This window comes from Desulfovibrio sp. JC022 (genome assembly GCF_010470665.1).
Taxonomy (GTDB): Bacteria; Desulfobacterota; Desulfovibrionia; order Desulfovibrionales; family Desulfovibrionaceae; genus Maridesulfovibrio.
The window spans coordinates 568,272-595,139 of the sequence record NZ_VOPZ01000001.1 but is presented as its reverse complement, the minus strand read 5'-3'; the positions used below and the strand labels follow the sequence as shown (position 1 = coordinate 595,139).

Genomic DNA, 26,868 nt, shown 5'->3' with positions numbered 1-26,868 from the left:
CAACCCCGTTTTACAGGGGTTTGCGCTCCTCTTACATAAGCGATAAATTCGCCTGAATTACTTCATTTCGGCTTCAGCACCGGCTTCTTCAAGCTGCTTAAGAGCTTCTTCAGCTTCTGCTTTTTCTACGCCTTCTTTGATAGCTGCGGGAGCTTCATCAACTTTAGCCTTGGCTTCTTTGAGGCCGAGACCGGTCAGAGCGCGAACTGCTTTAATAACAGCAATTTTGTTGCCGCCAGCGCCTTTCAGGATAACGTCGAATTCGGTTTTTTCTTCAGCTGCTGCTTCGCCGCCTGCTGCGCCGGGCATTGCTGCTACTGCTGCAACGGGAGCTGCTGCGGATACGCCGAACTTCTCTTCCAGTTCAGTGATGAACTCGGAGAGTTCGAGAACGGTCATATTGGAAATAAAATCAACTACCTGATCTTTGGTGATATCTGCCATGGAAATTTCCTCCTGGGAATATACTTTAATTTGCCTTGACTAGGCTGTTATGCAGCGTCTTTCTGATCTTTCACAGCGGAAAGAACATTCAGGAGGCCGCGGGGTACATTTGCGAGCAAGCTCACAAAGTTGGTAGGTACAGCATTCATTGTACCCAGAGTTTTGCCGAGGAGCTCTTCCTTGCTCGGGAGCTTGGAAAGCGCCTGCACGCCATCTTCGTCAAGAAATTTGCCCTCAAGGGATGCGAAACGCATTTCGAAAGTTTTGCTTTCTTTTGCGAAATCAGCAACTGCTTTTGCTGCTGCAACAGGATCATCATATCCGGTTACAACTGCACAGTTTTCCTTGAATTTGTCAGCCAGTACTTCATGATCAGTACCAGTGAAAGCCAACCGGGCCAGAGTGTTCTTGACTACTTGGCAATCGACACCGACATTACGCAGGTTAGCGCGGAGCTGAGTAAACTCTTCCACACCAAGGCCTTTGAAGTCGGTAACGATGGCAATACTCGCCCTTTCAGCTCTATCTTTGAGCTGCTCAATAATCTGGGCTTTTTCTTGCCTGTTCACCTTAACACTCCTAATGATTTGACCCGGAAAGCAAGTCAAAGTATTGTCTAAGCAGGATATTAAGGGACCATCCCTCCTGCCGTCTTCGACTAAACTTCCCGTGTATTTATACATCAAGGGCCGCCCTTGCGGGGCGGCCTATGACATTTTAGGACTCTGAATACTTTCTTGCGGAAAGGGGATCAATTTTGAAACCGGGACCCATGGTGGTAGCTACGGCAACAGCCTTCATGTAGGTACCTTTCGCAGAGGAAGGTTTCATTTTGCCCACTGTTTCCAGCAAGGTTTTGAGGTTCTCAAGAAGCTTTTCAGCTCCGAAAGAAACTTTTCCGATGGGCGCGTGAAGAACACCGGCTTTGTCGACCTTGAATTCTACGCGTCCAGCTTTAAGTTCATTAACGGCTTTAGCCACGTCAAAAGTAACGGTGCCGGTCTTAGCGTTAGGCATCAGACCGCGGGGTCCGAGCACACGGCCGATCTGACCGACTTTAGCCATCATGTCAGGAGTAGCGATAGCTTTATCGAAATCAAGCCATCCTTCCTTAACTTTAGCAACCAGGTCATCGCCACCGACAAAGTCAGCGCCGGCTTCCTTGGCTTCCGCTTCTTTTTCCCCGTTCACGAAGCATGCTACGCGTACTTCTTTACCGAGACCGTTGGGCAGGGATACTGCACCGCGGATCATCTGGTCTGAATACTTGGGGTCTACGCCGAGGTTGATAGCAACATCAACAGTCTCGTCGAACTTGGCATATGCCTTATCTACAGCAGAAGCTACCGCCTGTTCGACGGTCAGGCCGAATTGTTCGGTACCTTCTGTTGCTTTTCTATATTTTTTTCCGTGCTTAGGCATGATCTATTCCCCTTACCTAGTCTGTGACTTCAATGCCCATACTGCGGGCTGTTCCCATGATGGATTTCATGGCAGCTTCAGTATCGGCAGCGGTCAGGTCGGGAGCCTTGAGCTCAGCAATTTCTTTAACCTGAGCCTTGGTTACTTTACCGACCTTATTCTTGTTAGGCTCACCGGAACCCTTTGCAAGCTTTGCAGCTTTGAGCAGGAGGGTAGATGCCGGAGGAGTCTTGGTAATGAAGGAAAAGGACCTGTCTTGGTAAACAGTGATGATCACCGGAATGATCATGCCCTTCTGATCCTGCGTTTTGGCGTTGAACGCCTTGCAGAATTCCATTATATTTACACCATGCTGACCGAGAGCAGGACCGACCGGAGGGGACGGGTTTGCTGAGCCAGCAGGTATCTGAAGCTTGATTTTGCCTATTTCTTTCTTGGCCATCGCTTTATGTCCTATATTAAATTCCAGTGAGGATACTCACTGTCGGAAATGAATATGCAGCAGTGCGGTCAGGACTACCCTTTGGTTACCTGAACGAAGTCCAGTTCCACCGGGGTCTGGCGGCCGAAAATGGAGACTGACACCCGAAGCTTGCCTTTGTCGTAGTTGACATCTTCTACAACGCCGTTGAAACCGCTGAACGGTCCATCGATAACCCTGACATCATCGCCACGATCAAAGTTGAACTTAGGTCTCGGCTGTTCCTGACGGTCTTCCATCAGGCTCAGGATTTTGGCTGCTTCGCTGTCGCGCATTGGAGTCGGACGGTTTTTGCCACCGATAAATCCGGTAACACGAGGAATAGACTGGATGAGATGCCATGATTCATCCTCCATGATCATTTTGATCATGACATAACCCGGATAAAACTTCCGAGTAGATGTTCTCTTTTCCCCTTTAACCAGTTCGACAACTTTTTCCGTGGGAACGACGACTTCTTCGATCAGTCCTTTGTCCTGACCGGTTCTCATCATCTCACGGACAGTCTGCTCAACACGCTGTTCAAAACCTGAATAGGTATGAACAATGTACCAGCGGGCCTTTCTTCCCTGAGGTTTTTCAGCGTCTGCGTTCATGGAACTTTTTCCTTTTTACGGGTTATTTAAGACAGGATTGTCTCAACAAGTTTGCTGAGACCCATGTCAACAACACCCAGAAAAAGCGACATGACTACGACAAGGACCAAGACGGCGGTACAGGTCTGAATAGTCTCTTTCTGAGTAGGCCATACGACCTTCTTGATTTCGACCTTAGACTGCTCCAGAAACTCGGTGAACTGTTTAATCTTGCCACCGGCACCCTGAGCTTCAGCCTTAGCCTGAACTCCCGCACTTTTATTTTTTTTCTTGGCCATATTGATTTCCCATAAATGAAGTGGCAGGCCAGGAGGGATTCGAACCCCCAGCATTCGGTTTTGGAGACCGACGTTCTAGCCGTTGGAACTACTGGCCTGCTTATTTATAGAATCTACTTGGTCTCTCTGTGAAGAGTATGCTTCTTATCAAAAGGGCAATACTTCTTCAGTTCGACACGACCAGTAGTGTTCTTCTTGTTCTTCATCGTCGAATAGTTACGACGCTTACACTCGGTGCACTGCATCAGAACTTTGACACGCATGTCTTACTCCAGAATTTCAGTTACAACACCTGCGCCTACGGTACGGCCACCTTCGCGAATAGCGAAGCGCAGACCCGGATCCATAGCAACTGGGTTGATCATTTCAACGTTGAAAGTAGCGTTATCGCCAGGCATAACCATTTCAACGCCTTCATCCAGAGTTACAACACCGGTGATATCAGTTGTACGGAAGTAGAACTGAGGACGGTAGCCGGAGAAGAAAGGAGTGTGACGTCCACCTTCGTCTTTGGAGAGAACGTATACTTCTGCTTTGAACTTGGTGTGAGGGTTGATGGAGCCGGGAGCAGCAAGAACCTGTCCACGCTCAACTTCTTCACGCTTAATACCGCGGAGAAGAACACCAACGTTGTCGCCAGCCTGACCCTGATCGAGCAGCTTGCGGAACATTTCAACACCAGTACAAGTAGTCTTGGTGGTTTCTTTGATACCAACGATTTCAACTTCTTCACCAACTTTTACCACACCGCGTTCTACGCGACCGGTAACAACGGTACCACGACCGGAGATGGAGAAAACGTCTTCGATAGGCATGAGGAAAGGTTTGTCGATGTCGCGCTCGGGCTCTTCAATGTAGGAGTCACAAGCATCGAGAAGCTCGAGGATGGGCTTTGCAGCGTCATCACCAGCGTTGTCGCACTCGAGAGCTTTAAGAGCGGAACCGAGGATAACCGGAAGGTCATCACCGGGGAAATCGTAGGAAGAGAGAAGTTCGCGAACTTCCATTTCTACGAGTTCGAGCAGTTCTTCGTCATCAACCATGTCGCATTTGTTCAGGAATACAACGATTCCGGGAACACCAACCTGACGAGCGAGCAGGATGTGCTCACGAGTCTGAGGCATGGGACCGTCGGTAGCTGCAACAACGAGGATTGCGCCGTCCATCTGAGCTGCACCAGTGATCATGTTCTTGATGTAGTCAGCGTGACCGGGGCAGTCTACGTGAGCGTAGTGACGGTTTTCAGTTTCGTATTCAACGTGCGCAGTAGCAATGGTGATACCGCGTTCTTTTTCTTCAGGTGCTTTGTCGATTTCGTCGAAAGCAACATAGTCGCCGTTACCAGCAAGACCAGCGATCTTGGTGATAGCAGCAGTCAGAGTGGTTTTACCGTGGTCAATGTGACCAATGGTACCGATATTTACATGAGGCTTACCGCGTTCGAATTTTGCCTTACCCATGATAAATCCCCCTAAATTAAATAGAGTTTTTAATGATTTAAAGCGTCAAAAAGGTCATACAACACAATGTATGGAGCCCACGTCCGGACTTGAACCGGAGACCTCTTCCTTACCAAGGAAGTGCTCTACCGACTGAGCTACGTGGGCATCCTTATTAAATGCGCATAATGGATAGGGTAAAAATGGAGCGGGAAACGAGATTCGAACTCGCAACCCTCAGCTTGGAAGGCTGATGCTCTAGCCGTTGAGCTATTCCCGCACCCTAATCCGTAGTTAAACAGCAGGCCTACCTGCCTCCTACAGCGCGATTTTCTAAAGTGGTGGTGGGGGGAGGATTCGAACCTCCGAAGGCGTTGCCGACAGATTTACAGTCTGTTCCCTTTGGCCACTCGGGAACCCCACCACTATATTTTGTTGTTTCACATGGAGCTGGCGATGGGACTTGAACCCGCAACCTGCTGATTACAAATCAGCTGCTCTACCAATTGAGCTACGCCAGCCCTTGTGAGCGAATCTATCTACAAGCTCTGTTTTCAAATTGCAAGAACTTTTTGAAATTTTTTCAAGTTATTCTCAGCTCGAAAACTTCGTCCGCCTGTGATTCGCCGAAGCAACGAAGCGGGGTTTAAATGGAAATCGCCTTTCAAGTCAATACTTTTTTTCGATTTATTTTAATTTTTTCGAAAATAACCTGCGCAAAATATGCTACAAACACAGGCAGGCTTTGACTTTGCGGACATTTGGACGTAATTCACTGCCCTCGGCACATTTGACCGAATCAACCAAGAACATAATATTCTCAGGTATTAAGAACATGATATCACTTCCCATAAGTCCAGATAAACCGTGGCTGGCGCCCCTCGCCGGATACTCGGACCTGCCCTTTCGCATGCTTTGCCGCAAACGTGGATGCGCCGTAGCCTGCACAGAGATGGTCAGTGTCAAAGGACTTAAATATGACGGCAAAGGAACCAAAGTCCTGCTCGCTACCAACCCCGAAGACAATCCGCTGGTGGTCCAGCTCTTCGGCGGTGAGCCGCAAGACTATTCGGATACTATGCCCCAACTGCTTGACCAGGGCTACTCTTTTTTTGATTTAAACTCAGGCTGCCCGGTAAAAAAAGTCCTCAAAACCGGCGGCGGTTCCGCTTTGCATCTTGACCCGGATAGATTGATTGAAACAGCATTAACCATGGTCCGTATTGCCGGTGAAGGACGGGTCGGCGTCAAGATCAGACTCGGGTTCATGAATGGCGAGGACAATTATCTTGAAATCGCCAAAAGACTCGAAGACGCGGGCGTAGCCTGGATCACCATGCACCCCCGTTACGCCAAACAGATGTTTTCCGGTGATGCGGACTGGTCCAAACTTGCCATCTTGAAACAGAACGTATCTATACCTGTAATAGGAAGCGGAGATCTCTTCACCGCCGAAGACGGTATGAACTGCATCAAACAAACCGGTATTGACGGGATCATGTTTGCCCGCGGCGCTCTTTTCGATCCGGCCATATTCGCCCGTTACCTGAGACTGCTTAATGACCCGCAATGCGATGACCTGCCCCCTTTCGACCTTGGCAAAACCATGGAAGAGCATATCAATATAACTCGTGAATTCGATGGCAGCACCCGTTCTTTCAGGAAAATCAGGTCCATCTTACCCCGTTACGCCAAGGGAATGGACGGAATCCGGGCCATCCGGACCAAGCTTACTGCTTGTGAAGACTGGGAAGAACTTATCGAAGCAGCGCGGGAAGTGTCCACACTGACCATGGACCGTTGTTAACCATTTATTTTTTTTAAGCGATTGTTGACGATAATACTCTTTAAAGCTTAATATAGTATTGTGATTGAATAAAAGAATCTGACTTTAATCGGAGAAGCACATGGCCCAGACCGACATTTTACTTGAAGCTGGTACGAATGAACTTGAAATCGTTGAGTTCTGGCTTGAAGAAGAACCCCGCGAAGAAGGCGAAGGCAACTATCGCGGTTTTTACGGCGTAAACGTAGCCAAGGTTTTGGAAATTATCAGAATTCCTGAAAAAATTACCAAACTTCCCAAGGTTGCGCATCCGGCCATTATGGGTACTTTTAACCTGCGCAACAAGGTAATTCCCTTAGTGGACCTGAGCCATTGGCTCAAAAAGCCGCGCGTTGAAACAGAGCCTCCAAAAGTCATTGTTACCGAATTCAACAATGTCTCCTCAGCCTTCCTTGTTTCCGGGGTAACCAGGATTCACAGGATCAGCTGGGAAAAAGTTGAAGCTCCGTCCAACTACGTATCCACCCTCTCCGAAGACTCCATTACCGGCGTTGTTAAATTCGATGACCGGATATCCTTGATTCTCGACCTTGAAAAAATCGTAGCCGAGCTCAACCCGGATCTCGGACTGAAACTTGACGACTCTATTGATTGGGCCAACCACGCCGGTTACAAGGCTATCATTGCAGACGACTCTACCCTGATCAGGGAAATGCTCTTCGAGATGATGGTGCGGGCCAAATTCTCCGTGGAAATGGCCAACACAGGACGGGCCTGCTGGGACAAGCTGCAAGAATACAAACAGCGCTCCATCGAGGAAAAGAGACCCATTACCGACTTCGTCAATGTCGTCATCTCAGATATTGAAATGCCGGTTATGGACGGACACAACCTTACCGTACGCATCAAATCTGACGAGGTTCTCAAACAGCTGCCTGTAATACTGTTCTCTTCCATCATTACTGATAAGTTGCGCCACAAGGGTGAATCTGTAGGTGCTGACGACCAGATTTCAAAGCCGGAAGTAACCCAGCTGGCCCAACGCGCCATCGCCTTGATAGAAAAATAATCCGGGTGGAAATCAATATGGTTTCCCCTTCCGATTCCAAAACAAAAAAACGTACTGGAACCTCGTTTAATCCGAGGGTTCAGTACGTTTTACTTATGTCTTTCTCCGTAGCCATCGGCATGGCTGCAGCCGGCGGGGCTTTTCTCTTCCGCTGGATGATTGAAAATTTCCAACACCTGTTCTGGGCGGGAGGACATTCCTTTCTGGATATGGCCGCCAACTCACCGTGGTGGCTGGTGCTTTTCCTGCCCTGCTTTGGCGGGCTTATCGCCGGTGTGATCATCACAAACTGGGCACCGGAAGCCCAAGGACCCGGAGTTCCGGAAGTAATCAAGGCTTTGACTGTACGGGGCGGTGTTATCCGCCATCGCATCACCTTTCTTAAAGCTCTGGTCACCAGCCTGCTCATCGGCTGCGGTGCGTCAGTTGGCCGGGAAGGCCCGGTTGTCCAGATCGGGGCATCTCTTGGCTCCTCCGCAGCAAGAATATTCCGCCTTGATCCGTCCATGCTTCCGGTCTGCGTGGCTTCCGGCGCAGCAGCAGGGATCGCAGCGACCTTCAATGCCCCGCTCACAGGAACACTTTTTGCCATTGAAATCCTGCTGCTGGATACGGAAATGTCCTACGTCAGCCACATCATTGTGGCCTCGGTAACAGCGTCAGCCCTTTCAAAATTTTTCTGGGGAGACTTTCCCACCTTCGATGCTCCCAAATTTGTTTTCAATAATTTCGAAGAACTTATTATTTTCTTCCTACTGGGAATCCTCGCCGGACTGGTATCCATTGCCTTTGTAAAAATGATCCGGTTATGTGAATTAACCTTTGATCACATACCACTTCCAAACTGGCTTAAGCCCGCCCTCGGCGGCCTTCTTCTAGGCGCAATGGCTCTTAAAATACCGGCAGTACTCGGTGTAGGTTATGAAGCTGTGAACATGGGGCTTACCGGTGTATTGCCCCTTGATCTGGCCCTGATCCTTCTCGGAGCCAAGCTCGTTGCCACATCACTTTGCATCGGTTCGGGCATGAGCGGCGGAATTTTTGCTCCCTCGCTGGTTTTGGGTGCTGCACTTGGAGTATCGGTAAGTTCCACTCTCAATATGTTTTTTCCGGAACTGGCCCTGACCCACGGACAATACGCCCTTGTAGGCATGGGAACCGTTGTAGCCGGAACCACCCTTGCTCCCATAACCGCAGTGTTGACCGTGTTTGAATTAACTTATTCATATAAAATAATCCTGCCTATGATGGTCGGCTGTATAACCAGTGCGCTTGTCGTCCGCATACTCAAAGGATATTCCGTATATGAAGCCAAACTGCTGCGGCAAGGGGTGAACATTCTGCGCGGTCACGATGAATCCGTGATGGTCAATGTTTCGCTGCGGGAAGTAATGGAAACTGAATTCGACCACTTACACACAACAGACAGTCTCGGCAAAGCCGCAGACATGGTCCTGAACTCCGAATTTCCTCATTTCCCGGTGCTGGATGAAAATGAAAAGCTTGCCGGAATCCTGACCCTGCGCGACATGCGGGCTTTCCTTAAAAATGCTCAAGACTTGAAAGGCGGGGCTGAAATTGTGGATACCCTGATGGTCCGTACTGTTGTTTCACTTCCAGCGGATTCCAATCTAAAAGAAGCCATTATGAAATTTGAAAGGACCGGGGTATCCTTTTTACCGCTCATCAATCCTGATATGACAATGGCTGGGATAATAAAATCCAAAGATGCCATGAAAATTTTCCGCACTAAAAGATATAAAGATAAGATTCTATCGTCTTCTCTTTAATTTTGTCCACTTGCGGCAAAAAAAAGGCTTCCCCAATGGAGAAGCCTTTGACTTATCAAATCAATTTTGGACTTAACAAATACGGGGCAATTGCTCACCTTCCAGCATATTAAGCAGCCTTTTACCGCCCAGCGGGGTAACAAGAATAACCTTGCCCGGATTTGCTTCAGTAATGGTTCCTACCTGACAGGCATCCTTGCCCAAATCATCTGCACGCATGATTTCAAGGGCCTGCTCTGCGTACTCCTGAGGCAAAATACACAAAAACTTACCTTCATTTGCAAGATAGAGAGGATCTAAACCGAGAAATGAGCACCCCCCAGCAACTTCGGGGAGTACAGGAATAGTCGATTCTTCTAGTTCGCAGCACACATTGGAGGAAACAGTAATTTCATTCAGAGTAGTTGCCAGCCCGCCCCTTGTGGGATCGCGCAGGACATGAATATCAGGAATTTCCTGCACCAGCTTGACCAGCAGATGGTTCAGGGAAGCACTGTCACTCTTGACATTGGATTCTAGAGAAAGACCTTGACGGGTACCGAGAATGGTCAGTCCGTGGTCGCCCATGGTTCCGCTGACAAGCACAGCATCCCCAACCGCAGCGCGATCTCCGCTGGGAGCTGGATCAGCAATAATTTCCCCTACCCCGGTAGTGTTGATAAAAATCTTATCCACCATACCCTTGGGCACAACCTTGGTATCACCGGTAACGATATTCACCCCGGCGTGCCTGCAAGCCTCGCCCATTGATATGACGATTTTCTCCAGATCGTCCATGGGCAGCCCTTCTTCAATAATATAGGCACAAGTCATATACCGCGGAATCGCGCCGAGCATAGCCACATCGTTGACTGTTCCGTGAACTGCCAATGATCCGATATCACCACCCGGAAAAAAAATTGGATCAACGGTGAAGCTGTCGGTGCTCATGGAGATTTTTCCCTTTAAATTCAGGGTGGCTGCGTCATTGAGCCTCTCCAGTTCATCGTTAGCAAAATGCTTGAGGAAAAGTTCGGAAATAAGCCTCTGAGAGGCCCTTCCGCCGGAACCGTAATCGAGTAAAACTTTATCTGAGGACATATTAATCTACTTTGTATTTGAAGTAAGCAGCGCAGCTGCCTTCAGTTGAAACCATACAGGGACCTACCGGTTTGGCGGGAGTACAGGCTTTCCCGAACAGCGGACACTTCTCAGGAGTCATTTTCCCCTTAAGGACCTCTCCGCATTTGCACCCCTTAAGCGGCGGACATTCACCGATATTGAGATCAAAAATTTTCTTGGCATCAAATTTTTCATACTCAGCCCGGAATTCAAGGCCGCTTCCGGGGATCATCCCGATACCGCGCCAGAGAGCATCCGACTCCTCAAAAACCTGATACATGACTTCCACAGCCTTAGGGTTGCCGTTCTCGGATACACCGCGCACATACTGGTTCTGGATAGCCGGGTGTTCCTCTTTAGAAGCCCGAACCATCATCAGCAAAGCCTGTAAAATATCCACAGGATCAAATCCGGTTACCACTGAGGGCTTACCGTATTTTTCACCGATAAAATCATACGGATGAATTCCGATAACAGTAGAGACATGTCCGGGCAATATGAACCCGTCAATCCGCGTATCCGGGTCGGAAATCAGTACGTCCAGTGCAGGCGGCACCAGCTTATGAAAGGAAAGTACCTTGAAATTTTCAAGTCCCTGCTGCTGAGCCATGAGCACTGTAGCCGCAATGGTCGGGGCCGTAGTCTCAAATCCTACACCCAGAAAAACAACCGTGCTGTCAGGATTATTCCGCGCCAGATCCAGAGCATCAAAAGGAGAGTAAATGATCTCCACCCGGGCACCGTCAGCTTGCGCATTCTTCAAGCAATGCCCTTTGTCTCCGGGAACTTTGATCAGATCCCCGAAGGTCGCCACTATTACCCCGTCCTTCCCGGCAAGATCCAGAAAAGCGTTTACCTCGGATTCGTGGGTCACACATACCGGACAGCCGGGACCGCTGAGGTGAACAACCTCTTTAGGCAGGACCGAATGCAACCCGCTGCGAAAAATGGAAACCGTATGTGTTCCGCAGACCTCCATGAACCGTATTTCACTGTCCAGCTCATCCCGCAAACAAGCCAGAAGTTCTTTACACAGCTTAGGGTCATTAAATTTATCCAAAATCTCAAGCGACAAGGAGCACCCCCAAAGTTAACATTTCCTTAAACAGATTATACAACTCACGCACAGATATAACCTTGTTATTCATAAAGCTTTTGTTCTCATTATACCCATTCACGTTTAGTAACAAGTCCGATGCTGACCATATTTTGATAGCGCAAAAAAAAGACTCCGCCAAAATGGCGGAGCCTTAAAAAAAATCAAGCAAACAAAAAATGAACCTTATTTCAAGCAACGGTTGATCACGTCATTAAATTCTTCTTTATCGATAGGTTTGGGCAGAAAATATGTCGCCCCAAGAGCCAATAAGTTGGAAATATCCGAAACACCGACCACTGCGGACATAATCACAATAGGCATATCCATAAACTGGGAATCGCCCCTTAAAGTCTGTACCAGCTGACGTCCGTCCATTTCGGGCATCATTATGTCTGTAACCAGAACATCAAAATCATTTTCAGCTTTCAATGCTTCATAAGCGTGTTTGCCGTGCGGGCTGACAAAAGAGATATGTCCCAGATCGTTCACAAACCGCGCAGCAAGTTTTTGAGAAATTTTATCATCTTCAGCAATCAATATTTTATACATGAACCCCTCTTCATTTTAATTATCGATTCTGTAATGCCTAAGCTAAACCGGCAGCTTTTGTAAAGAGCAATTAGATGTTAATTACCAATACACTGCGTTACATTTAAAATCTATGGACCTGACCTTTCTAATATTGTAACATATTAAAATAAGAACCAAACATCCTAATATAATTTTTCAGGAGCCGCTGCCATGGCAAAAACAGAAATCCTGCTCGAAACCGGCACCAATGAGCTTGAAATTCTTGAATTTTACATCGATCTTCCAAAGTCTGAAGACGGGCCGGAAGAACGATGTCATTTCGGGGTCAACGTTGCCAAAGTTATGCAGGTTATTGAAAGCCCCCAGCTGGAGCACCCGGAATCCGCCGAACATCCGTGTTTTATGGGTACTATCCCCCTACGCAACCACATCCTGCCGGTACTTGATCTTGCGGTCTGGCTGGGGATGAAACGAAAAACAAACAAATATGACATCGTCATTGTTACTGAATTCAGCCAGACAGTATCCGGTTTTCAAGTCAGCGGGGTGACCGAAATCCATCGAGTAGGCTGGGGACAGGTGCTTTCGCCCGACAAATTCATGAGCAGTTTTGATGACAGCTGCATTGTAGGGATAGTTGAGCGCGAAGACCGCTTTATCCAACTACTCGACCTTGAATCAATTCTTGCCGACCTTGATCCCACATTAGGCGGTGATTTTGATGCTCCCTCGGCAATAGCAACAGAAGCATACAACGCGCTGGTCTGTGACGATTCCCCAACTATTCGTGCCATGCTTGAAAAGAGCCTTAACAATGCAAATTTCAGGCACACAATCCTGCATAACGGCAAAGAGGCTCAAAAAGCCCTCATGCAAATCAAAGAAGTAGCCAAACAGGAAAACAGACCTGTTAAAGACTATGTGGAAATCGTAGTTTCAGACATTGAAATGCCGTTGATGGACGGATTCAGTCTCGCCAAATGGATCAGGGATGACCCGGACCTGAAAGACCTGCCCATCATTCTCTATTCTTCCATTATTACCAAAGAACTGCGCCATAAGGGAGAATCAGTCGGAGCAGATGATCAAATTTCAAAACCTGATCTACACTTGCTCCCGGAAAAAGCCATTAAATTAATTGAAAGTAAAAAAAATATGTAATCCGACTAGGCTTTACTAGGTATTTTCCTGCAAGCGGTCCGCATTTTTGTGGGCCGTTTTTTGTTGCATGAAAGTCAAAGTGACAATATCTTCCTTTTTCAAAATGGTATTAAATATTAAAATATCCCTTTCACGGAGGAGCAAAATATGGAAGATGTAAGAGTATACGGAGATGTTCACGGTTTATCCGCAGAGGATTTCGAAGACATCAAACTGGAAATCCCATTTGAAAAAATCGTATACAAAAATAAAGTTTTGAACGTCGATTACGAAGGACACTATATCGACATTGATGATTTTCTGGAAGAACTTGTCAAGCGTCTGCCCCCCGAAGGATGGGCCAAGGTGGATTTCATCGATCACATTGATTGGAAGCTGACCCGCTACGAAATTGAAAACAACAAAATGACTTCACGCGAGGTCAACGTGGACGCGGTCCTAGAACCCACCAAAAACGAAGCCGGGCAGAGATAAAAAGCCTTCGGCGACCCTGCCGGGGCCTTAAACCCTTTTGCAAAAAGGTTTAAGAATCCCAAAACCTTTTATTGGGGCTTCACCACTAAATTTTATGACAATTTGCCAATAGAAAAGCCCGTCTGTTTTCCAACAGGCGGGCTTAAAATTTATATTCATAAAGAAACTAGTAATTAATTATCCGAACAGCTGTTGCTTTGGGTGCTGTATCTTCGTCTACAAGTTCGAAGACTACTTTCTCGCCTACATTAAGGGTCTTAAATCCGTCCTGGAGAACTTCGGAAAAATGAACATAAATATCCTTTCCGGTCTCATCTTCAATAAAACCGAATCCCTTAATATCATTGAACCAGCTGACTACCCCTTTTGAACTCATAAACCCCTCAGCAGTCGGATCAGGACTGAACTTATCAGCAAAATTATTTCATGCGGAAAGTAATGCGTCCGCGGGTGAGGTCATATGGTGAAAGTTCCACCTTCACCCGGTCCCCCGGTAAAATACGTATGTAATACTTACGCATTTTACCGGAAATATGCCCCAGAATAACATGCCCGTTTTCGAGTTCAACCTTAAACATAGCATTGGGCAATGCTTCTTGAACAATACCTTCTACCTCAATACCTTCTTCTTTAGCCATGGCTTCCTCCGTCGCCAACAACTGCTTCAAAAGTAAAAATCAGAAATGTGCTACACATACCTGTTACTAATCTACAGCTATTAATGCAATAAGGAAAGAATTAACGAGCAGACCCGATCTTAAAATTTATGACCGAGCCTCTCGATGGCATTAAGAATATCTTCCACCAGCAGATTAAGTGAACGACGGCTTACTGCGCTGGAGGGAATACCTTGCGGATAAGTATTGCGCATTAACTCGCGCTGCTCATCATCAAGTTTATCCCACTTGTTGAGTACGAGAATTGTCGCCACATCATCAAGATTCATATCCGCAACAATATTATCTACTGCTGCAATCTGCTCCCCCACTTCCGGGTGGGAAGCATCGCAAACATGAAGCAACACATCGGCAGCTTCCAACTCTTCAAGAGTGGCACGAAATGCTTCTTTCAATTCCACGGGAAGCTGACGAATAAATCCAACCGTATCGGTCAGGATGAGTTCCTGCTCACGGGGAAAACGGATACGCCTACTGGTGGGATCAAGAGTGGCGAAAAGTTTATCTTCAGCCAGAACTCCGCTGTTGGTCAGGGTATTGAGTAAGGTAGACTTGCCCGCATTTGTATAACCGACCAGCGACACAACCGGAACACCGGCACGTGCACGCCGTTCACGGGTAAATCCCCGCTGACGACTTACCTTTTTCAGTTCCTTGCCCAGCTTAGTGAGTTTATCCTTGATACGACGGCGATCAATCTCCAGCTTGGTCTCACCGGGACCGCGACCGCCGATTCCGCCCATAAGCTTCGACATAGCCCGGTTCTTACCGACCAAACGCGGCATGGTGTACTTGAGCTGCGCCATCTCCACCTGCAATTTACCGGCGCGGGTGGTGGCATGCTGGGCAAAAATATCCAGAATAAGCTGAGTGCGGTCCAGTACCTTGCGTTCAGTCAGCTTGGCAAGGTTACGCATCTGGGCGGCAGAAAGTTCCTGATCAAAAAGGATCACTTCCGCATCAGCCTGCAAGGCAATAACTTCCAGCTCGGCAAGTTTGCCCTTACCCATGATAAATTTGGGATTGAGTTTACGGATACGCTGCACCAGACGTCCTTCAACCTTCAGCCCTGCGGTATCTGCAAGGTCTTCCAGCTCATCAAGGGAACGTTCCTGCACAGACTTGGGGTCCTGCGAAACACTGACCACAATGGCCCGCTCACGTTTATCAGTGGTATCGCGGGTACGGTCCGCACGGCGAAATTCATCTTCGAGGGCTTTAATCTGGTTCGGAAGATCCATGTCCGCACGGTCCCAGCGTACCGGGGCAAGCTGTTCGTAAGGTTTTTCTCCGGAACCTGGAGGAAGCAGATAGGCGAACTGAACAAAATCAGGTTCACCATGCGGGTTGGATGCAATGACGCTGACGCTGTCCAGACGCAGGAAAACCATATCCATGAGATCTTCCTCGGACAGGTTTTCCCCGGAAATATGGGTATGCAGGAGTCGCAAACCGCGCAACCGCCCTTCGGACTGACGGGTCCTCGGCAATTCGGGAATATAGATTGACCCCGGATCACCGACCAGAATCATTTCCGGTTTACCCTGCCGATTGATCAACAGGCCAATCTGGCGTCCGATTTCATGACTGAGAAAAGAGAGCTCGCGGGCCTGCTCATTAGTGAACCCGTTGGGGTCATTGTAACGACGGTCCGCAAGACGGTTGACACGTTTCAACTCACTGGGCTTAAGGCCCTGAGTATTACCTTTGGCTTTAAGAGCTATAAGACTATCCCTCCGGGGGCTTAAACCCTTTTTGTAAAACGGGTTTAAGAATCCCAAAAACTTTTATTAGGCTTCGCCGCTGTCGATAACAAAATTTTACCCAACTAAGGATTCCAAAGGGGATTATCCCCTTTGGCCGCCGGAGGCGAAATCACCCGACTAAAACGCGAAGCGTATCATAACATAAAAACGGGATGCCATAAAAATGACATCCCACTTTTAAAATATTACGCGTCGTGATCTGCCAGATATTTGGCAATCATGGAATCGTATTCAGAGACAAGCGCAAAAGTCTCCGCAGCCAGATCTTTTCTGAGCGCGAGAGAAACCTTGCCGTCGTTCTTTTTTATGTCTTCAAGAATACGGGGGTAATGTACCGGACTGGGAATAACCAGAACGGAATGGAAATTTTTCGCTGAAGCACGCAGCATAGTGGGACCACCGATGTCGATCTGCTCGACAGCGTTTTTCAGATCCTGCCCTTCACTTACAGCCTTGGCAAAATTGTACAGGTTAACACAAACCATATCGATGGTCTCGATTCCGTGTTCTTCGAGAGTCGACAGGTGCTCCGGGTTATCCTTGTCAGCAAGGATGCCGCCATGCACGCTGGGGTGCAGGGTCTTTACACGACCGCCCATGATCTCAGGGAAACCGGTAACATCACTTACAGATTTAACATCCAGTCCGGCATCAAGAAGCATTTTCCTTGTGCCGCCGGTGCTGATGAGTTCAACACCGAAACCAGCCAACTCAGCCGCAAATTCAGCAAGCCCGGATTTATCAGTAACACTGAGCACTCCGCGCTTTACAGGCAACATATCCATAACACATCTCCACTTTGTTTTTTGTGGAGTTGTGCCGGATTTATGCCGTAAAGGCAAGCTTCCGGACCGCACATTTTCTCGCCGGTAGTTGGTCCCCGCTCCCGAACCACACGAACAGGAACGGGACCAACCGGGAGGGGAGTCGGCTATATATAAAGGATCTGTGTGAGCTAAATCTGGCTCAGCAGTTCCTTAGCCGCTTCATTTGCGGGATCCTTTTCAAGGATCATTTCAAGCTGCTCGACAGCTTTTTCCTTCTGCTCCATGCAGATGTAAAGACCTGCGAGGGAGTAGCGGACTTCGTGCTTCTCGGGATCAACTTCGAGGAACTTTTCGAGGAAAGGAATAGCTTCAGCCATTCTTTCAGCCTCGTGACCGATCCTGATGATGCCGAAAAGAGCAACCATGTTGCTGATGTTAATGTCGAGAGCCTGAGAAAAGTTGTCAAAGGCTTCGTCCTGACGGGAGGTTTCCATCTGGATCAGTCCCATGCCGGCAAAACTCTTATCGGTAGCTTCTACCTGATGAGCTTTTTCATACAGTGACATGGCAGCATCATACTCACCACGCTGGACTGCGATTGTTGCAAGACCGATGTAAGGATCAGGATGCACACCGTTAGATCCGGCAGCCTTCTTGTAGTAATCTTCAGCCTTATCCAGTTCACCCATGAACAGATAACACTCACCGAGTTCCTTGTTAATTTCATAATCTAAATGACTCATAATTCCCCTCCGGAAATTTTATTTACCGCCGGACAATCCTAAGCGGCATTTTTTTCGACCTCTAAGGGTCTGCCTGAGTTTATGCATGCCGCGTGCCAAAACCAAACCCAGCACTCCCTACATTATATAATGGATATATTTTTTGCGCCCGATTTCCGACACCAAAGCCACACAGGCAAAAGCAACGCAAAAACTAATCATACATTTCAAGTAATTACAAGAACGGCACAGCTTTTGCTAAATACGAATCACAAAGTAAATACCAATTCTTTCCGGCCCATACCGGCACCGGGAATTTTTTGCAGGAGGATATACACATGAAAGGACTTTTCGGAAGCCACATACAATTGACAGGTAAAGTACTCGATCTGAGATTACAGCGTCAAAACCTCGTCTCCTCCAATCTGGCTAACGTCAACACCCCAGGCTACAAGGAAAAACGCCTCGAGTTTGAAGACGATCTTCAAAAGGCCATGGGCCTTGATGCCAAAGGTAAGATGACCAAAACCAGCAAAATGCATATCCCCAATGCTTTTGATGCAAACAAGTTTGAAGGAGATGTTCTTTCCAACTTCGAACCCAGAGTCGTTCACGGTGAAAACCGGGTCGACATGGATAAAGAGATGGTCGCCATGGCCAAGAACACCCTTTACTACAATGCCCTCTCTCAGGTTATCGGGAAAAATTTTCAGGGCATGAACAAAATCATCCAAAGCGGAGCTAGATAATGAACTTCTTCACAGCACTTGATATCGGAGCTTCAGGGCTTAAAGCCCAAAGGGAGTACCTGAACGTTGTATCCATGAACATGGCTAACGCCAGGACTACACGGACAGCCGAAGGCGGCGCTTACCGCCGCAAAAGTGTTGCCATGGAGTCCAGCCCCGTACTCTCACCTTTTGAAACCGCCATGGATCAACAGCTCAACCAGCAGCTTCGGGGCGTAACAGTCAGAGGCGTAGTCTCCGACACCCGTCCTTTTAAAGAAGTGTATGAGCCGAACCATCCTGACGCCAACTCAAAAGGAATCGTCAAATATCCGGACATTAACGTTGTCGAGGAAATGGTCAACATGATCACCATCAGCAGATCTTACGAAGCCAACGCGCAATCAGTAGACTCCGCCAAGAGGATGTTCAACCGCGCACTGAGAATCGGAATGGGACAGTAAGACCCGGCTGATTACAACCGACGGATTTCCGACACACGAAAAAGGAGCAAAACATGTCCATCAGAAACGTAGCAATGAATGCATACAGCAATGCAATCCAGAACCAGCAGAAGTTCGATAAAAAGTTCGACAAGACAATGGATCTTCATAAGGCCGAACCGAACTCTTTTTCCGAAACCCTCACGGACTCCATCAAAGGCGTCAACGAGCTGCAAGGTCAGAAAAAAGCTATGATCGAGGAATTTGCTTCCGGAAAAAACCAGAACGTCCATGAGTTGATGATCTCATTACAGAAGGCCAGTGTTGCCATGACCATGACCAGTACTGTGCGTACCAAAGTTATGACTGCTTATCAGGAAGTCATGAAAATGCCTTTCTAATCAGGTAGATCAATTTGCTCCGACTACCATCTTAGAAAATACAGCTGCCATAAGAGGGTCCTAAACAGGCTTCTTTTATGGCGGCTTTTACTCGTCTTAAGTCCGGACATTTTTTTGTCACCTGCTCTCGCCGCCTAAGACCTCTCTCAAAACAACCGCGATAAACTACTAATTTCAATAAACAACTTTACGTTGGACTGCATATTGCTTAAACAAATGAAAAATCGTCAGGAGTTTTAGTATGCCAAATTTCATCGTTGAGTATCTGGGTAAATTTCAAGGTTTCTGGTCTGACCGCACAGTTTCACAGCGGATCATGATCGGCGGACTTGCGGCCACAGTCGTAATCGCATTCATTCTCATGGTATTCTGGCTCAACCAGACTGAGTACAGAGTTCTTTACACCAAACTTTACGCAGAAGACGCATCCCGCGTTGTTTCCATCCTGCAATCTACCAAGGAGCCTTACAAAATTGAGGACAACGGTTCTACAATTCTGGTTCCCGCAGATAAAGTCTACGACCTGCGCCTGAAAATAGCCGGGGAAGGAGCTCTTCACGGACAGGGAATCGGCTATGAAATTTTCGACGAGGTTCAAATCGGACAAACTGACTTCATTCAGCGCATCAACTACCAGCGTGCCCTACAGGGTGAACTAGCACGTACAATCACCGAATTTCCGCAGGTTGACCGCGCCAGAGTCCATCTGGTGATGCCTTCCAAGTCCCTGTTTATTGAAGAGCAAATTGACCCTTCAGCTTCCGTAGTCCTTAAGCTCAAAGAAGGGGAAAAGCTTTCCGATAAGCAGATCAAAGGTGTATTAAATCTCGTAGTCATGTCTGTTGAAGGTTTGAAACCTGGGCACGTCACTATTACTGATATGCGCGGACAGGTCCTCTACCAGCCCGAAGATGACGGCGGACTGGGACTGAACATCACCAACAGCCAGCTCGAATACAAATCCGGCCTCGAATCCAAGATTGAACAGCGCATCCAGCGTCTGCTCATGCCCATCGTCGGACCGGATAAAGTCATCGCCAAAGTTAACGCAGATCTCGACTTCAGACAGCGCACCATCAAGACAGAAGCATACGACCCTGACGGTCAGGTGGCACGCTCCGAACAGACCAGTGAAGAAACAACACGCGGTACCGCCAATGTTGACGGCGGCGTACCCGAGGCAAACTTTCGCGGCGACGGTTTCACCGGAACAGCCACTACTCAGGACTCCACCCGTGAAACCCGCACCACCAACTATGAAATCAATAAAGAAGAACAGCAGATCATCGTTCCTGTAGGCGAGCTCAAACGCCTCAGCGTAGCGGTTATCGTTGACGGAACCTACACCAAAGACCCTGACACCGGCGAAATGACCTACGTCCCCCGCTCTGAAGAAGAAATGCAGCGCATCCGGGAACTGGTAAGCTCCGCAGTCGGTTATGACGAAGTACGCGGCGATATAGTTGAAGTCTCCAATATGTCCTTCGGCATGCAGGATATGTTCGGTGACGAAGGCCTCATGCGCACCATGCTCGAATACGCACAGCGCCTTGGCAAGCCTTTCCTCAACGGCCTCCTGATCTTCCTCTTCCTGATTCTGGTTGTACGTCCGGTAGTCATGGCTCTGATCAAACCCCGTGTTACTGAAGATGAAATTGACGAAGTTGCAGGACTGCCCGAAGCAGGTGAAAGACTCGCAATTGATGAAAGCGACCTTGACGAAGAGGCTCTTGATACGGCACGTAGACTGGAGAACGCCAAGGCTCAGGCTCTGCAACTCTCGGAAAAGAACATGGATCAGGCTGTGCAGGTGCTAAAGAGCTGGCTGAAGCAGCAGGAGGCAGCTTAAATTGTCAACGCCGTTCACCGGTAACCAAAAAACAGCAATCGTACTTCTCGCCCTCGGGGACAAGTTTACCGCTGAAACCTTCAAACGCATGAATCGTCAAGAAATTGCCGAAGTATCAAAAGCCATGCTGGAGATGGATTCAGTCCCCAAGGAACAGGTTTTGGAAGTACTTAAAGAGTTCAACGAAACTCTGGCTTACGGTGCTGAACTTCTCATGGGCGGAGCTGATCAGGTCAAAAGGCTGCTCAGTAAATCCCTTGATGAAGAAACCGCAAAATACATTCTGGATAAACTCGACCTTGAAAGCGGCCCAGCTCCTTTTCAGGAACTCCAGAACGTCAGTCCCAAGATTCTGGCCCAGATTCTCAGGAACGAACATCCGCAGACACTGGCCCTTATCATTGGTCACCTGCACCCGGATCAGGCAGCGGATCTTATATCCAACCTGCCCGGCGGCGTAAGAGCCGAAGTGCTCATGAGACTGGCCAAACTGGAAGCGGTTGCGGAAGAAATGCTCATGGAAGTGGATCGGGTGCTTCAAAGCCAGCTGATCGCCATGGGCGGCAAGGAAGGAAAGAAAGTGGGCGGCGTCCCCGCAGTAGCGGAAATCCTCAACGCCGTGGACCGCTCAACAGAAGAGGAAGTTCTTTCAGAAATCGAGGAAGAATCCACCCAGATGGCCGAAGAAATCAGGAACCTCATGTTCGTTTTCGAAGACATCAAAGGGCTGGACGATCGCGCGATCCGCGAACTGCTCAAGGAAGTTTCAAACGAAGAGCTCACCACCGCACTCAAGGGTGCATCTGACGATTTACAGGAGCTTTTCTTCAAGAACATGTCCGAACGAGCTTCCAATATGATCCGCGAAGACCTCGAAATCATGGGACCTGTGAAACTTTCCGATGTGGAAGGTGCACAGCAGAATATTGTAAAGAATATCCGCCGCCTCGAAGACGAAGGCCGGATAATGATCAGCAGAGGTTCAGGAGATGTCTTTGTCTAAGGCTGAAGAAGACAAGTTCTACACCGGTAGGGTCATCATGGGTCTTGATTCCAACAACAAGACTCAGGAGATGACGATACAGGAAATGGAAGGCAAAAAGAAGCCGACCTGGAACGACGACACTGACCGCGAATATTATGAGCGGGTCAAGGCTAAAGCCCAGAACATGGCCAAGGAGATAATTGCCAAAGCCATGACTGACGCGGAAGCCATCAAGGCCAATGCGCAGGCGGAAGGATATGCCGCCGGACAGGCTCAAGCCGCTCAGGACGCTGAACAGCAGATGATAGGCTTCAGCCAGCATCTCGGCCAGACCTTGCAGGCAATTCAAGACCAGTCACACAATGTGATGATGGCCCAGTCAGCCGATGCCATCTCACTGGTCTTCATGGTCATAGAGAAAACATTGGCCGTGGAAATGGAAAGCCGCAGACAGGAAATCCTTGCAGCCCTGCTTGACGATGCCCTGAACCGCATAGATTCCATGACCCAGCTGGTGATTAAAGTATCCCCGGATGACAGCGGAATCATAGGCCCCCTGCTTGAGCAGGCCCAGACCGAACACCCCGACCTTGCCAAATGGCGGATCAAGGCTGATCCCGCCATCGACAACGGAGGAGTTATTGTCGAAGCCGCCGATGCTATGATCGAGAATACCGTCACTTCCCGCTGGGAAGGCGTACAGGCAATTCTCGGACAGCTCGCGCCAGGAACGGGAGAATAACCATGGCCGACATGAAAGGCTGCACACAACTCCTTTCCGCACTGGACCCCTGCCGCAGCTACGGCCGGGTAAGCAAGGTTGTCGGGCTGATTGCCGAAGGAAAGGGCATCAAAGCCCCCTTGGGTTCAGTCTGTCAACTCATACCCGAAGAAGCAGAATCCCCCATCGCCGCTGAAGTCGTCGGCTTCAGGGATGGTGCCTGCCTGTTCATGCCTTACGGGGAAATGCATGGCATCAGTCCCGGCAGCCTGATTGAAAACTCCAGAACTCCGCCCAAGGTTCCTGTAGGCATGAACCTGCTGGGACGTGCTGTTGACGCCTTTGGCGAACCAATTGACGGCAAAGGCCCTATCATACCCGAAGCTTACAACCCCCTGCATCGCGACCCTCCCAACCCGCTGGAACGTCCACGCATCAATGAACCGCTTGACGTCGGTGTCAAATCTATCAACGGCCTGCTGACCATCGGCAAAGGCCAGCGCATGGGTATTATGGCCGGATCAGGGGTCGGAAAATCGACACTGCTCTCCATGATGGCCCGCTACACTGTGGCAGATATCAACGTTATCGCTCTGGTCGGCGAGCGTGGTCGTGAGGTTGTCGAATTCATAGAACGTGATCTCGGACCGGAAGGACTGGCCCGTTCAGTGCTGGTCATCGCCACTTCCGACAAAAGCCCGCTTATCCGTATGCGCGCAGCATATACTGCCACCGCCATTGCCGAATATTTCCGTGACCTGAACAAAGACGTCCTTTTGATGATGGACTCGGTAACCCGCTTTGCCATGGCCGGCCGAGAAGTGGGCCTAGCCGCTGGCGAACCGCCGACCCGTGGAGGTTACACACCTTCAGTGTTCGCCCAGTTACCCAAACTGCTGGAGCGCGCAGGAAAGAATCAGCACGGGTCCATCACCGGAATTTACACAGTACTGGTTGACGGTGACGACTTTACCGAACCCATTGCCGATGCCGTGCGTTCAATTCTTGACGGACACATTGTACTCACCCGCGACCTTGCCGACCAGGGACACTACCCCTGCATCGACGTACTCAAAAGCGTCAGCCGTGTACGCGGAGATATTGTACAGGGTGATATTGTAGCCGCCGGACGCAAGGTCCTCGGCCAGTTGGCTACCTTCCGAAAAGTTGAAGACATGGTTAACATCGGAGCTTACCAAAAAGGTGCCAACCCGGAAATTGACACCGCCATAAAAATGGTTCCGGTCATCAACGATTTTCTGCAACAGCTGGTCGAAGACAAGCAAACCATTGAGGAAAGCTTTGCCAAATTAATGGAACTTGCCGCAGCAAGTTAACCCACCTGCGTAATGGCCTTCTGCACGCCTCACCGAGAATTATTTCTATACTAATTTACAGTTATAAATATTTATATGGATTACCCCAGCTCTTGCTGCTAATAATATATTTTGCAAGCAACACATCAAGACACAAAAAGATAGCTGTGGCAAAAATGACAACATCCATAAAACACATCTTCGCCACCATTGCCGCGGTATCAATTATATTAACGGCAGAAGTTGCTACTTCTTCCCCCCTTATCGTAACTCACTCCTCAAGCATGCCTCCGCTCGCTTTTATAAATAATAAAGGTAAGCCGGACGGGGTACTTATTGATTTATGGAAAGAATGGTCCGAGCAGTCCGGGACGGAAATCAAATTCAGGCTTCAGCCCTGGAAAACTGCCGTGCAAGATACAATAAGCGGTAAAGCCAGCATTAACGGAGGCATGTTTTATTCAAAAAGCCGCGCAGAAAAAATGCTCTACGGAGATTACATTTTTCATTTCAAAGGCGGACTTTTTGCTGCCCGGAACATTAATGAAAAAACGATATTAAACGGAGGTGAAAGCTGCGGAGTAATCAAAGAAGGCTACGCGAAAATTTTCATGGAACACCACCACCCATACACCCCGCTTATGCTTTTTGATTCGGCGCATGCAATGTACACAGCCGCAGCTGAAGGGCGGCTAAAAATATTCGTAGCCGACTGCCCGGTGGCTCTCTATCAGATGAATAAATTTGGGATAACGGACTTATTCAAAAACGTTCAGGAACTTTATACCAGAGAGCTTTACCCCACAGTAAGCAAAAATAATCCTGGGCTGGTCAAACTTATCAATAAGAATATGGCTGCCATTCCTCCGGAAAGAAAACGAACCATTATAAACAAATGGCTTGATCTGCCGGACAGAGAACAAAATCATCACAAAACAGCAGACATCACTGTAACCCTTGTTCTCCTGCTCATGTCGTATTTATATCGCAACGAAATAAAAGCAGTGCTAAATGCCTTCAAGAACAAAATTACAAAACAGACCTAGGATGCCGTAGAGCCAACCCAATCGATTGAGAGTGCGGTTACATCATCATCAAAAACCGGCCGGAACCCGGTTTTCTCCTCAAGTATATCTTCAATTGAATCAAGATGCAGGGAATTATCGAGCATTAGCCCTTCAGCTATTTCCACAAAAGGCTCAAGGCTGAAAAAGTCATCATTCATGCGCCATTCATAACATCCGTCAGTAAACAGAAACAGACGCAGAGAAGATGAAAACCGACATTCCGAAAGAACACTGTCCACCGGAAAAAAACCTAAAGGAGGAACTTCCGCCACCAGCGGATCACTCATTTTTCCATCCAGCATAACCAAAGCCGGACAATGCCCCGCGCTCATGTATTTCATTACGCCCTGATTAAAATCAATGTCAGCGGCAAACAAGGTAACAAAATAACTGTCTTTGCCGATCAGGTCGAGAAGATGCTCGTTGATTTGCCCGAGACTGTCGGCAAGATCATTATGATTCTCCCCGTCTGCCTTGAAAAGAGTACGCACGATAGCCATGATGAATGCCGCCTGCGGGCCATGCCCGGAAACATCAGCCATAATTACCCGGACGACCCCTTCTTCCAGCCCGAAAACATCGTAATAATCTCCACTGGCTCGACCGGACGGGCGGTACATACTTTTAATATCAAGCCCGTCAATAACCGGAACAACAGTGGGCAGCAATTTATCCTGAAGCCGGGCCACAAGCTTAACTTCATCATCAATTATGTCGTAAGCACGTTGCAGACTTGAGTTAGCTGCCTGCAATTCCCGGGTAAGCATAACCTGTCTGATAGCGACACCGACCCTAGCCTTCAACTCTACAACATGAAAGGGCTTGGTCAGATAGTCGTTGGCTCCGCTATTAAGGGCGCGGGCTTTAATTTCCTGTTCGTCCTGACCGGTAAGAACGATAATGATGACTTCCTGATCGTTGATCACATTACGAACTTTTTCAATAACATCAAAACCGTCCATTCCGGGCATAAGTAAATCAAGCAAGATGACACTAGGCCGAACCTTCATGTATTGAGTAATGCACTCAACTCCGTCGGAGGCTGTTTCAACATCATAATCATCTTCAAGTACACGGGTTAAAAAATTCCTCATGGTAGCAGAGTCATCTACCACCAGAATTTTAGGAATCTCTTCACCCGACTTAACATCAAGATCACTTTCACTCACCTGAAAACCTCCGGAAACATTCACGCTGCTGCGAATTCAGCCGACCAATACAGGACAATAAACCTTCATTGCGAAGTTGTTTTTACTTTTCGCTCTCACATTACCACAACTCAGATCCATTATGTAGTATAAACAGGCCCATAATTAAGAATCACACGACTCGCTACTTCCTGAGCACGGTTCTGAACCGATTCCCCAGCAGGATTCAGCAACACCGGAAGACTTTCGACCCAATAATCTTGTCAAATATGCCAATCCGCATGCGTTAACAGATTTTCCCTCCGCAGAAAGACACTCGATAGATTCACTTATAAATTCAAGAGCAGCAGAAACATTGTTAATTTCTACGACAACATCCTCAAAATGCTTATTCATATGTCCTCCTTTGATACAAAACAGGATCGGCACTCACCGACACAAATGCAGGATTATATATAAAAACACATTTTGTCTACATAAATATGATATTTTCCCAATAGATTCACCTATTTGCATTGCTATTTTCATTTTTATATTTTAAAAAGATTTATCTGAATAAAAACCAAAACAATAATATTATAAAACAACAAACCATCCATTGTTTAAA

General features: G+C 48.1%; 31 protein-coding genes and 5 tRNA genes. 13 read left to right on the top strand and 23 right to left on the bottom strand.

What is annotated here, in order from left to right:
- Positions 1-57: 57 nt before the first annotated feature.
- The 13 genes from rplL to FMS18_RS02645 all read right to left on the bottom strand — a co-directional run bounded on the left by rplL (position 58) and on the right by FMS18_RS02645 (position 5,181).
- Positions 58-444, bottom strand: a complete 387-nt coding sequence (rplL, locus tag FMS18_RS02705; RefSeq protein WP_163292207.1) for a 50S ribosomal protein L7/L12 — start codon at positions 442-444, stop codon at positions 58-60.
- A 47-nt stretch (positions 445-491) separates the two neighbouring features.
- Complete coding sequence (gene rplJ / locus FMS18_RS02700) at positions 492-1,013, bottom strand: 50S ribosomal protein L10 (RefSeq protein ID WP_163292206.1); 522 nt, start codon at positions 1,011-1,013, stop codon at positions 492-494.
- A gap of 148 nt (positions 1,014-1,161) precedes the next feature.
- A complete protein-coding gene (rplA, locus tag FMS18_RS02695; RefSeq protein ID WP_163292205.1) occupies positions 1,162-1,866 on the bottom strand; it encodes a 50S ribosomal protein L1 in 705 nt (234 codons plus the stop codon).
- A 16-nt stretch (positions 1,867-1,882) separates the two neighbouring features.
- Positions 1,883-2,308: a 50S ribosomal protein L11 gene (gene rplK / locus FMS18_RS02690; protein ID WP_163292204.1), complete on the bottom strand. Its 426-nt coding sequence runs from the start codon at positions 2,306-2,308 to the stop codon at positions 1,883-1,885.
- A 74-nt stretch (positions 2,309-2,382) separates the two neighbouring features.
- Positions 2,383-2,943, bottom strand: a complete 561-nt coding sequence (nusG, locus tag FMS18_RS02685) for a transcription termination/antitermination protein NusG (RefSeq protein ID WP_163292203.1) — start codon at positions 2,941-2,943, stop codon at positions 2,383-2,385.
- Positions 2,944-2,969: 26 nt separating this feature from the next.
- Positions 2,970-3,221 carry a preprotein translocase subunit SecE gene (gene secE, locus FMS18_RS02680; RefSeq protein WP_136674420.1) on the bottom strand — a complete coding sequence of 84 codons (252 nt, stop codon included), beginning with the start codon at positions 3,219-3,221 and terminating at the stop codon, positions 2,970-2,972.
- A gap of 21 nt (positions 3,222-3,242) precedes the next feature.
- Positions 3,243-3,319 (bottom strand) — tRNA-Trp (locus tag FMS18_RS02675).
- A 15-nt stretch (positions 3,320-3,334) separates the two neighbouring features.
- Positions 3,335-3,484 carry a 50S ribosomal protein L33 gene (gene rpmG / locus FMS18_RS02670; protein WP_136674421.1) on the bottom strand — a complete coding sequence of 50 codons (150 nt, stop codon included), beginning with the start codon at positions 3,482-3,484 and terminating at the stop codon, positions 3,335-3,337.
- A 3-nt stretch (positions 3,485-3,487) separates the two neighbouring features.
- Positions 3,488-4,681, bottom strand: a complete 1,194-nt coding sequence (tuf, locus tag FMS18_RS02665; RefSeq protein WP_163292202.1) for an elongation factor Tu — start codon at positions 4,679-4,681, stop codon at positions 3,488-3,490.
- Between the two features lie 71 nt (positions 4,682-4,752).
- Positions 4,753-4,828 (bottom strand) — tRNA-Thr (locus FMS18_RS02660).
- A 36-nt stretch (positions 4,829-4,864) separates the two neighbouring features.
- Positions 4,865-4,940 (bottom strand) — tRNA-Gly (locus tag FMS18_RS02655).
- A gap of 59 nt (positions 4,941-4,999) precedes the next feature.
- A tRNA-Tyr gene (locus FMS18_RS02650) sits at positions 5,000-5,084 on the bottom strand.
- Between the two features lie 21 nt (positions 5,085-5,105).
- Positions 5,106-5,181, bottom strand: a tRNA-Thr gene (locus FMS18_RS02645).
- A 314-nt stretch (positions 5,182-5,495) separates the two neighbouring features.
- Here FMS18_RS02645 and FMS18_RS02640 point away from each other — a divergent pair.
- From FMS18_RS02640 to FMS18_RS02630, 3 genes are all read left to right on the top strand, one after another.
- The gene (locus FMS18_RS02640; protein WP_163292201.1) at positions 5,496-6,467 is read left to right on the top strand and encodes a tRNA-dihydrouridine synthase; all 972 of its coding nucleotides are present in this window, start codon (positions 5,496-5,498) and stop codon (positions 6,465-6,467) included.
- Positions 6,468-6,567: 100 nt separating this feature from the next.
- Positions 6,568-7,515, top strand: coding sequence for a chemotaxis protein (locus tag FMS18_RS02635; RefSeq protein ID WP_163292200.1), 948 nt, complete (start codon positions 6,568-6,570; stop codon positions 7,513-7,515).
- A gap of 17 nt (positions 7,516-7,532) precedes the next feature.
- Entirely contained in the window at positions 7,533-9,305 is a 1,773-nt protein-coding gene (locus FMS18_RS02630; protein ID WP_163292199.1) for a chloride channel protein, read from the top strand.
- A gap of 72 nt (positions 9,306-9,377) precedes the next feature.
- Here FMS18_RS02630 and hypE read toward each other — a convergent pair whose 3' ends face one another.
- The 3 genes from hypE to FMS18_RS02615 all read right to left on the bottom strand — a co-directional run bounded on the left by hypE (position 9,378) and on the right by FMS18_RS02615 (position 12,054).
- Positions 9,378-10,385, bottom strand: coding sequence for a hydrogenase expression/formation protein HypE (hypE, locus tag FMS18_RS02625; RefSeq protein WP_163292198.1), 1,008 nt, complete (start codon positions 10,383-10,385; stop codon positions 9,378-9,380).
- Position 10,386: 1 nt separating this feature from the next.
- Positions 10,387-11,481 (bottom strand): hydrogenase formation protein HypD, encoded by a 1,095-nt coding sequence (hypD, locus tag FMS18_RS02620; RefSeq protein ID WP_163292197.1) that lies wholly within the window; start codon positions 11,479-11,481, stop codon positions 10,387-10,389.
- A gap of 207 nt (positions 11,482-11,688) precedes the next feature.
- Complete coding sequence (locus FMS18_RS02615) at positions 11,689-12,054, bottom strand: response regulator (protein WP_163292196.1); 366 nt, start codon at positions 12,052-12,054, stop codon at positions 11,689-11,691.
- 192 nt (positions 12,055-12,246) lie between these two features.
- Here FMS18_RS02615 and FMS18_RS02610 point away from each other — a divergent pair, with 192 nt between their 5' ends.
- A complete protein-coding gene (locus tag FMS18_RS02610; protein WP_163292195.1) occupies positions 12,247-13,197 on the top strand; it encodes a chemotaxis protein in 951 nt (316 codons plus the stop codon).
- A 147-nt stretch (positions 13,198-13,344) separates the two neighbouring features.
- Positions 13,345-13,671: a hypothetical protein gene (locus FMS18_RS02605; RefSeq protein WP_163292194.1), complete on the top strand. Its 327-nt coding sequence runs from the start codon at positions 13,345-13,347 to the stop codon at positions 13,669-13,671.
- Between the two features lie 166 nt (positions 13,672-13,837).
- Here FMS18_RS02605 and FMS18_RS02600 read toward each other — a convergent pair whose 3' ends face one another.
- The 5 genes from FMS18_RS02600 to FMS18_RS02580 all read right to left on the bottom strand — a co-directional run bounded on the left by FMS18_RS02600 (position 13,838) and on the right by FMS18_RS02580 (position 17,624).
- Positions 13,838-14,047 carry a cold-shock protein gene (locus tag FMS18_RS02600; RefSeq protein ID WP_163292193.1) on the bottom strand — a complete coding sequence of 70 codons (210 nt, stop codon included), beginning with the start codon at positions 14,045-14,047 and terminating at the stop codon, positions 13,838-13,840.
- Between the two features lie 43 nt (positions 14,048-14,090).
- Positions 14,091-14,309, bottom strand: coding sequence for a translation initiation factor IF-1 (infA, locus tag FMS18_RS02595; RefSeq protein ID WP_136674433.1), 219 nt, complete (start codon positions 14,307-14,309; stop codon positions 14,091-14,093).
- A gap of 119 nt (positions 14,310-14,428) precedes the next feature.
- The gene (gene hflX, locus FMS18_RS02590; RefSeq protein ID WP_163292192.1) at positions 14,429-16,024 is read right to left on the bottom strand and encodes a GTPase HflX; all 1,596 of its coding nucleotides are present in this window, start codon (positions 16,022-16,024) and stop codon (positions 14,429-14,431) included.
- A gap of 275 nt (positions 16,025-16,299) precedes the next feature.
- Positions 16,300-16,899, bottom strand: coding sequence for an IMP cyclohydrolase (locus FMS18_RS02585; protein ID WP_163292191.1), 600 nt, complete (start codon positions 16,897-16,899; stop codon positions 16,300-16,302).
- Positions 16,900-17,069: 170 nt separating this feature from the next.
- Complete coding sequence (locus FMS18_RS02580) at positions 17,070-17,624, bottom strand: lipopolysaccharide assembly protein LapB (protein WP_163292190.1); 555 nt, start codon at positions 17,622-17,624, stop codon at positions 17,070-17,072.
- Positions 17,625-17,941: 317 nt separating this feature from the next.
- Here FMS18_RS02580 and flgB point away from each other — a divergent pair, with 317 nt between their 5' ends.
- The 8 genes from flgB (at position 17,942) to FMS18_RS02540 (ending at position 25,092) form a co-directional block, all read left to right on the top strand.
- On the top strand, positions 17,942-18,352 hold the full coding sequence (gene flgB / locus FMS18_RS02575; RefSeq protein WP_163292189.1) for a flagellar basal body rod protein FlgB: 411 nt from the start codon (positions 17,942-17,944) through the stop codon (positions 18,350-18,352).
- Complete coding sequence (flgC, locus tag FMS18_RS02570) at positions 18,352-18,795, top strand: flagellar basal body rod protein FlgC (RefSeq protein ID WP_163292188.1); 444 nt, start codon at positions 18,352-18,354, stop codon at positions 18,793-18,795. Before flgB ends, flgC begins: the two co-directional genes overlap by 1 nt.
- A 53-nt stretch (positions 18,796-18,848) precedes the next feature.
- The gene (gene fliE, locus FMS18_RS02565; RefSeq protein ID WP_163292187.1) at positions 18,849-19,175 is read left to right on the top strand and encodes a flagellar hook-basal body complex protein FliE; all 327 of its coding nucleotides are present in this window, start codon (positions 18,849-18,851) and stop codon (positions 19,173-19,175) included.
- A gap of 241 nt (positions 19,176-19,416) precedes the next feature.
- Positions 19,417-21,024, top strand: coding sequence for a flagellar basal-body MS-ring/collar protein FliF (fliF, locus tag FMS18_RS02560; protein WP_163292186.1), 1,608 nt, complete (start codon positions 19,417-19,419; stop codon positions 21,022-21,024).
- Position 21,025: 1 nt separating this feature from the next.
- Positions 21,026-22,027: a flagellar motor switch protein FliG gene (fliG, locus tag FMS18_RS02555; protein WP_163292185.1), complete on the top strand. Its 1,002-nt coding sequence runs from the start codon at positions 21,026-21,028 to the stop codon at positions 22,025-22,027.
- Positions 22,014-22,751 (top strand): FliH/SctL family protein, encoded by a 738-nt coding sequence (locus FMS18_RS02550; RefSeq protein ID WP_163292184.1) that lies wholly within the window; start codon positions 22,014-22,016, stop codon positions 22,749-22,751. The genes fliG and FMS18_RS02550 overlap by 14 nt, the downstream gene beginning before the upstream one ends.
- Before the next feature lie 2 nt (positions 22,752-22,753).
- Positions 22,754-24,067 (top strand): FliI/YscN family ATPase, encoded by a 1,314-nt coding sequence (locus FMS18_RS02545; protein WP_163292183.1) that lies wholly within the window; start codon positions 22,754-22,756, stop codon positions 24,065-24,067.
- Between the two features lie 155 nt (positions 24,068-24,222).
- Entirely contained in the window at positions 24,223-25,092 is an 870-nt protein-coding gene (locus tag FMS18_RS02540) for a transporter substrate-binding domain-containing protein (protein ID WP_163292182.1), read from the top strand.
- Here the strand turns inward: FMS18_RS02540 and FMS18_RS02535 are convergent.
- Positions 25,089-26,282, bottom strand: a complete 1,194-nt coding sequence (locus FMS18_RS02535; RefSeq protein ID WP_163292181.1) for a fused response regulator/phosphatase — start codon at positions 26,280-26,282, stop codon at positions 25,089-25,091. The two genes, FMS18_RS02540 and FMS18_RS02535, sit on opposite strands and share 4 nt — an antisense overlap.
- Positions 26,283-26,426: 144 nt before the next feature.
- A complete protein-coding gene (locus tag FMS18_RS02530; protein WP_163292180.1) occupies positions 26,427-26,657 on the bottom strand; it encodes a hypothetical protein in 231 nt (76 codons plus the stop codon).
- Positions 26,658-26,868: the final 211 nt, after the last annotated feature.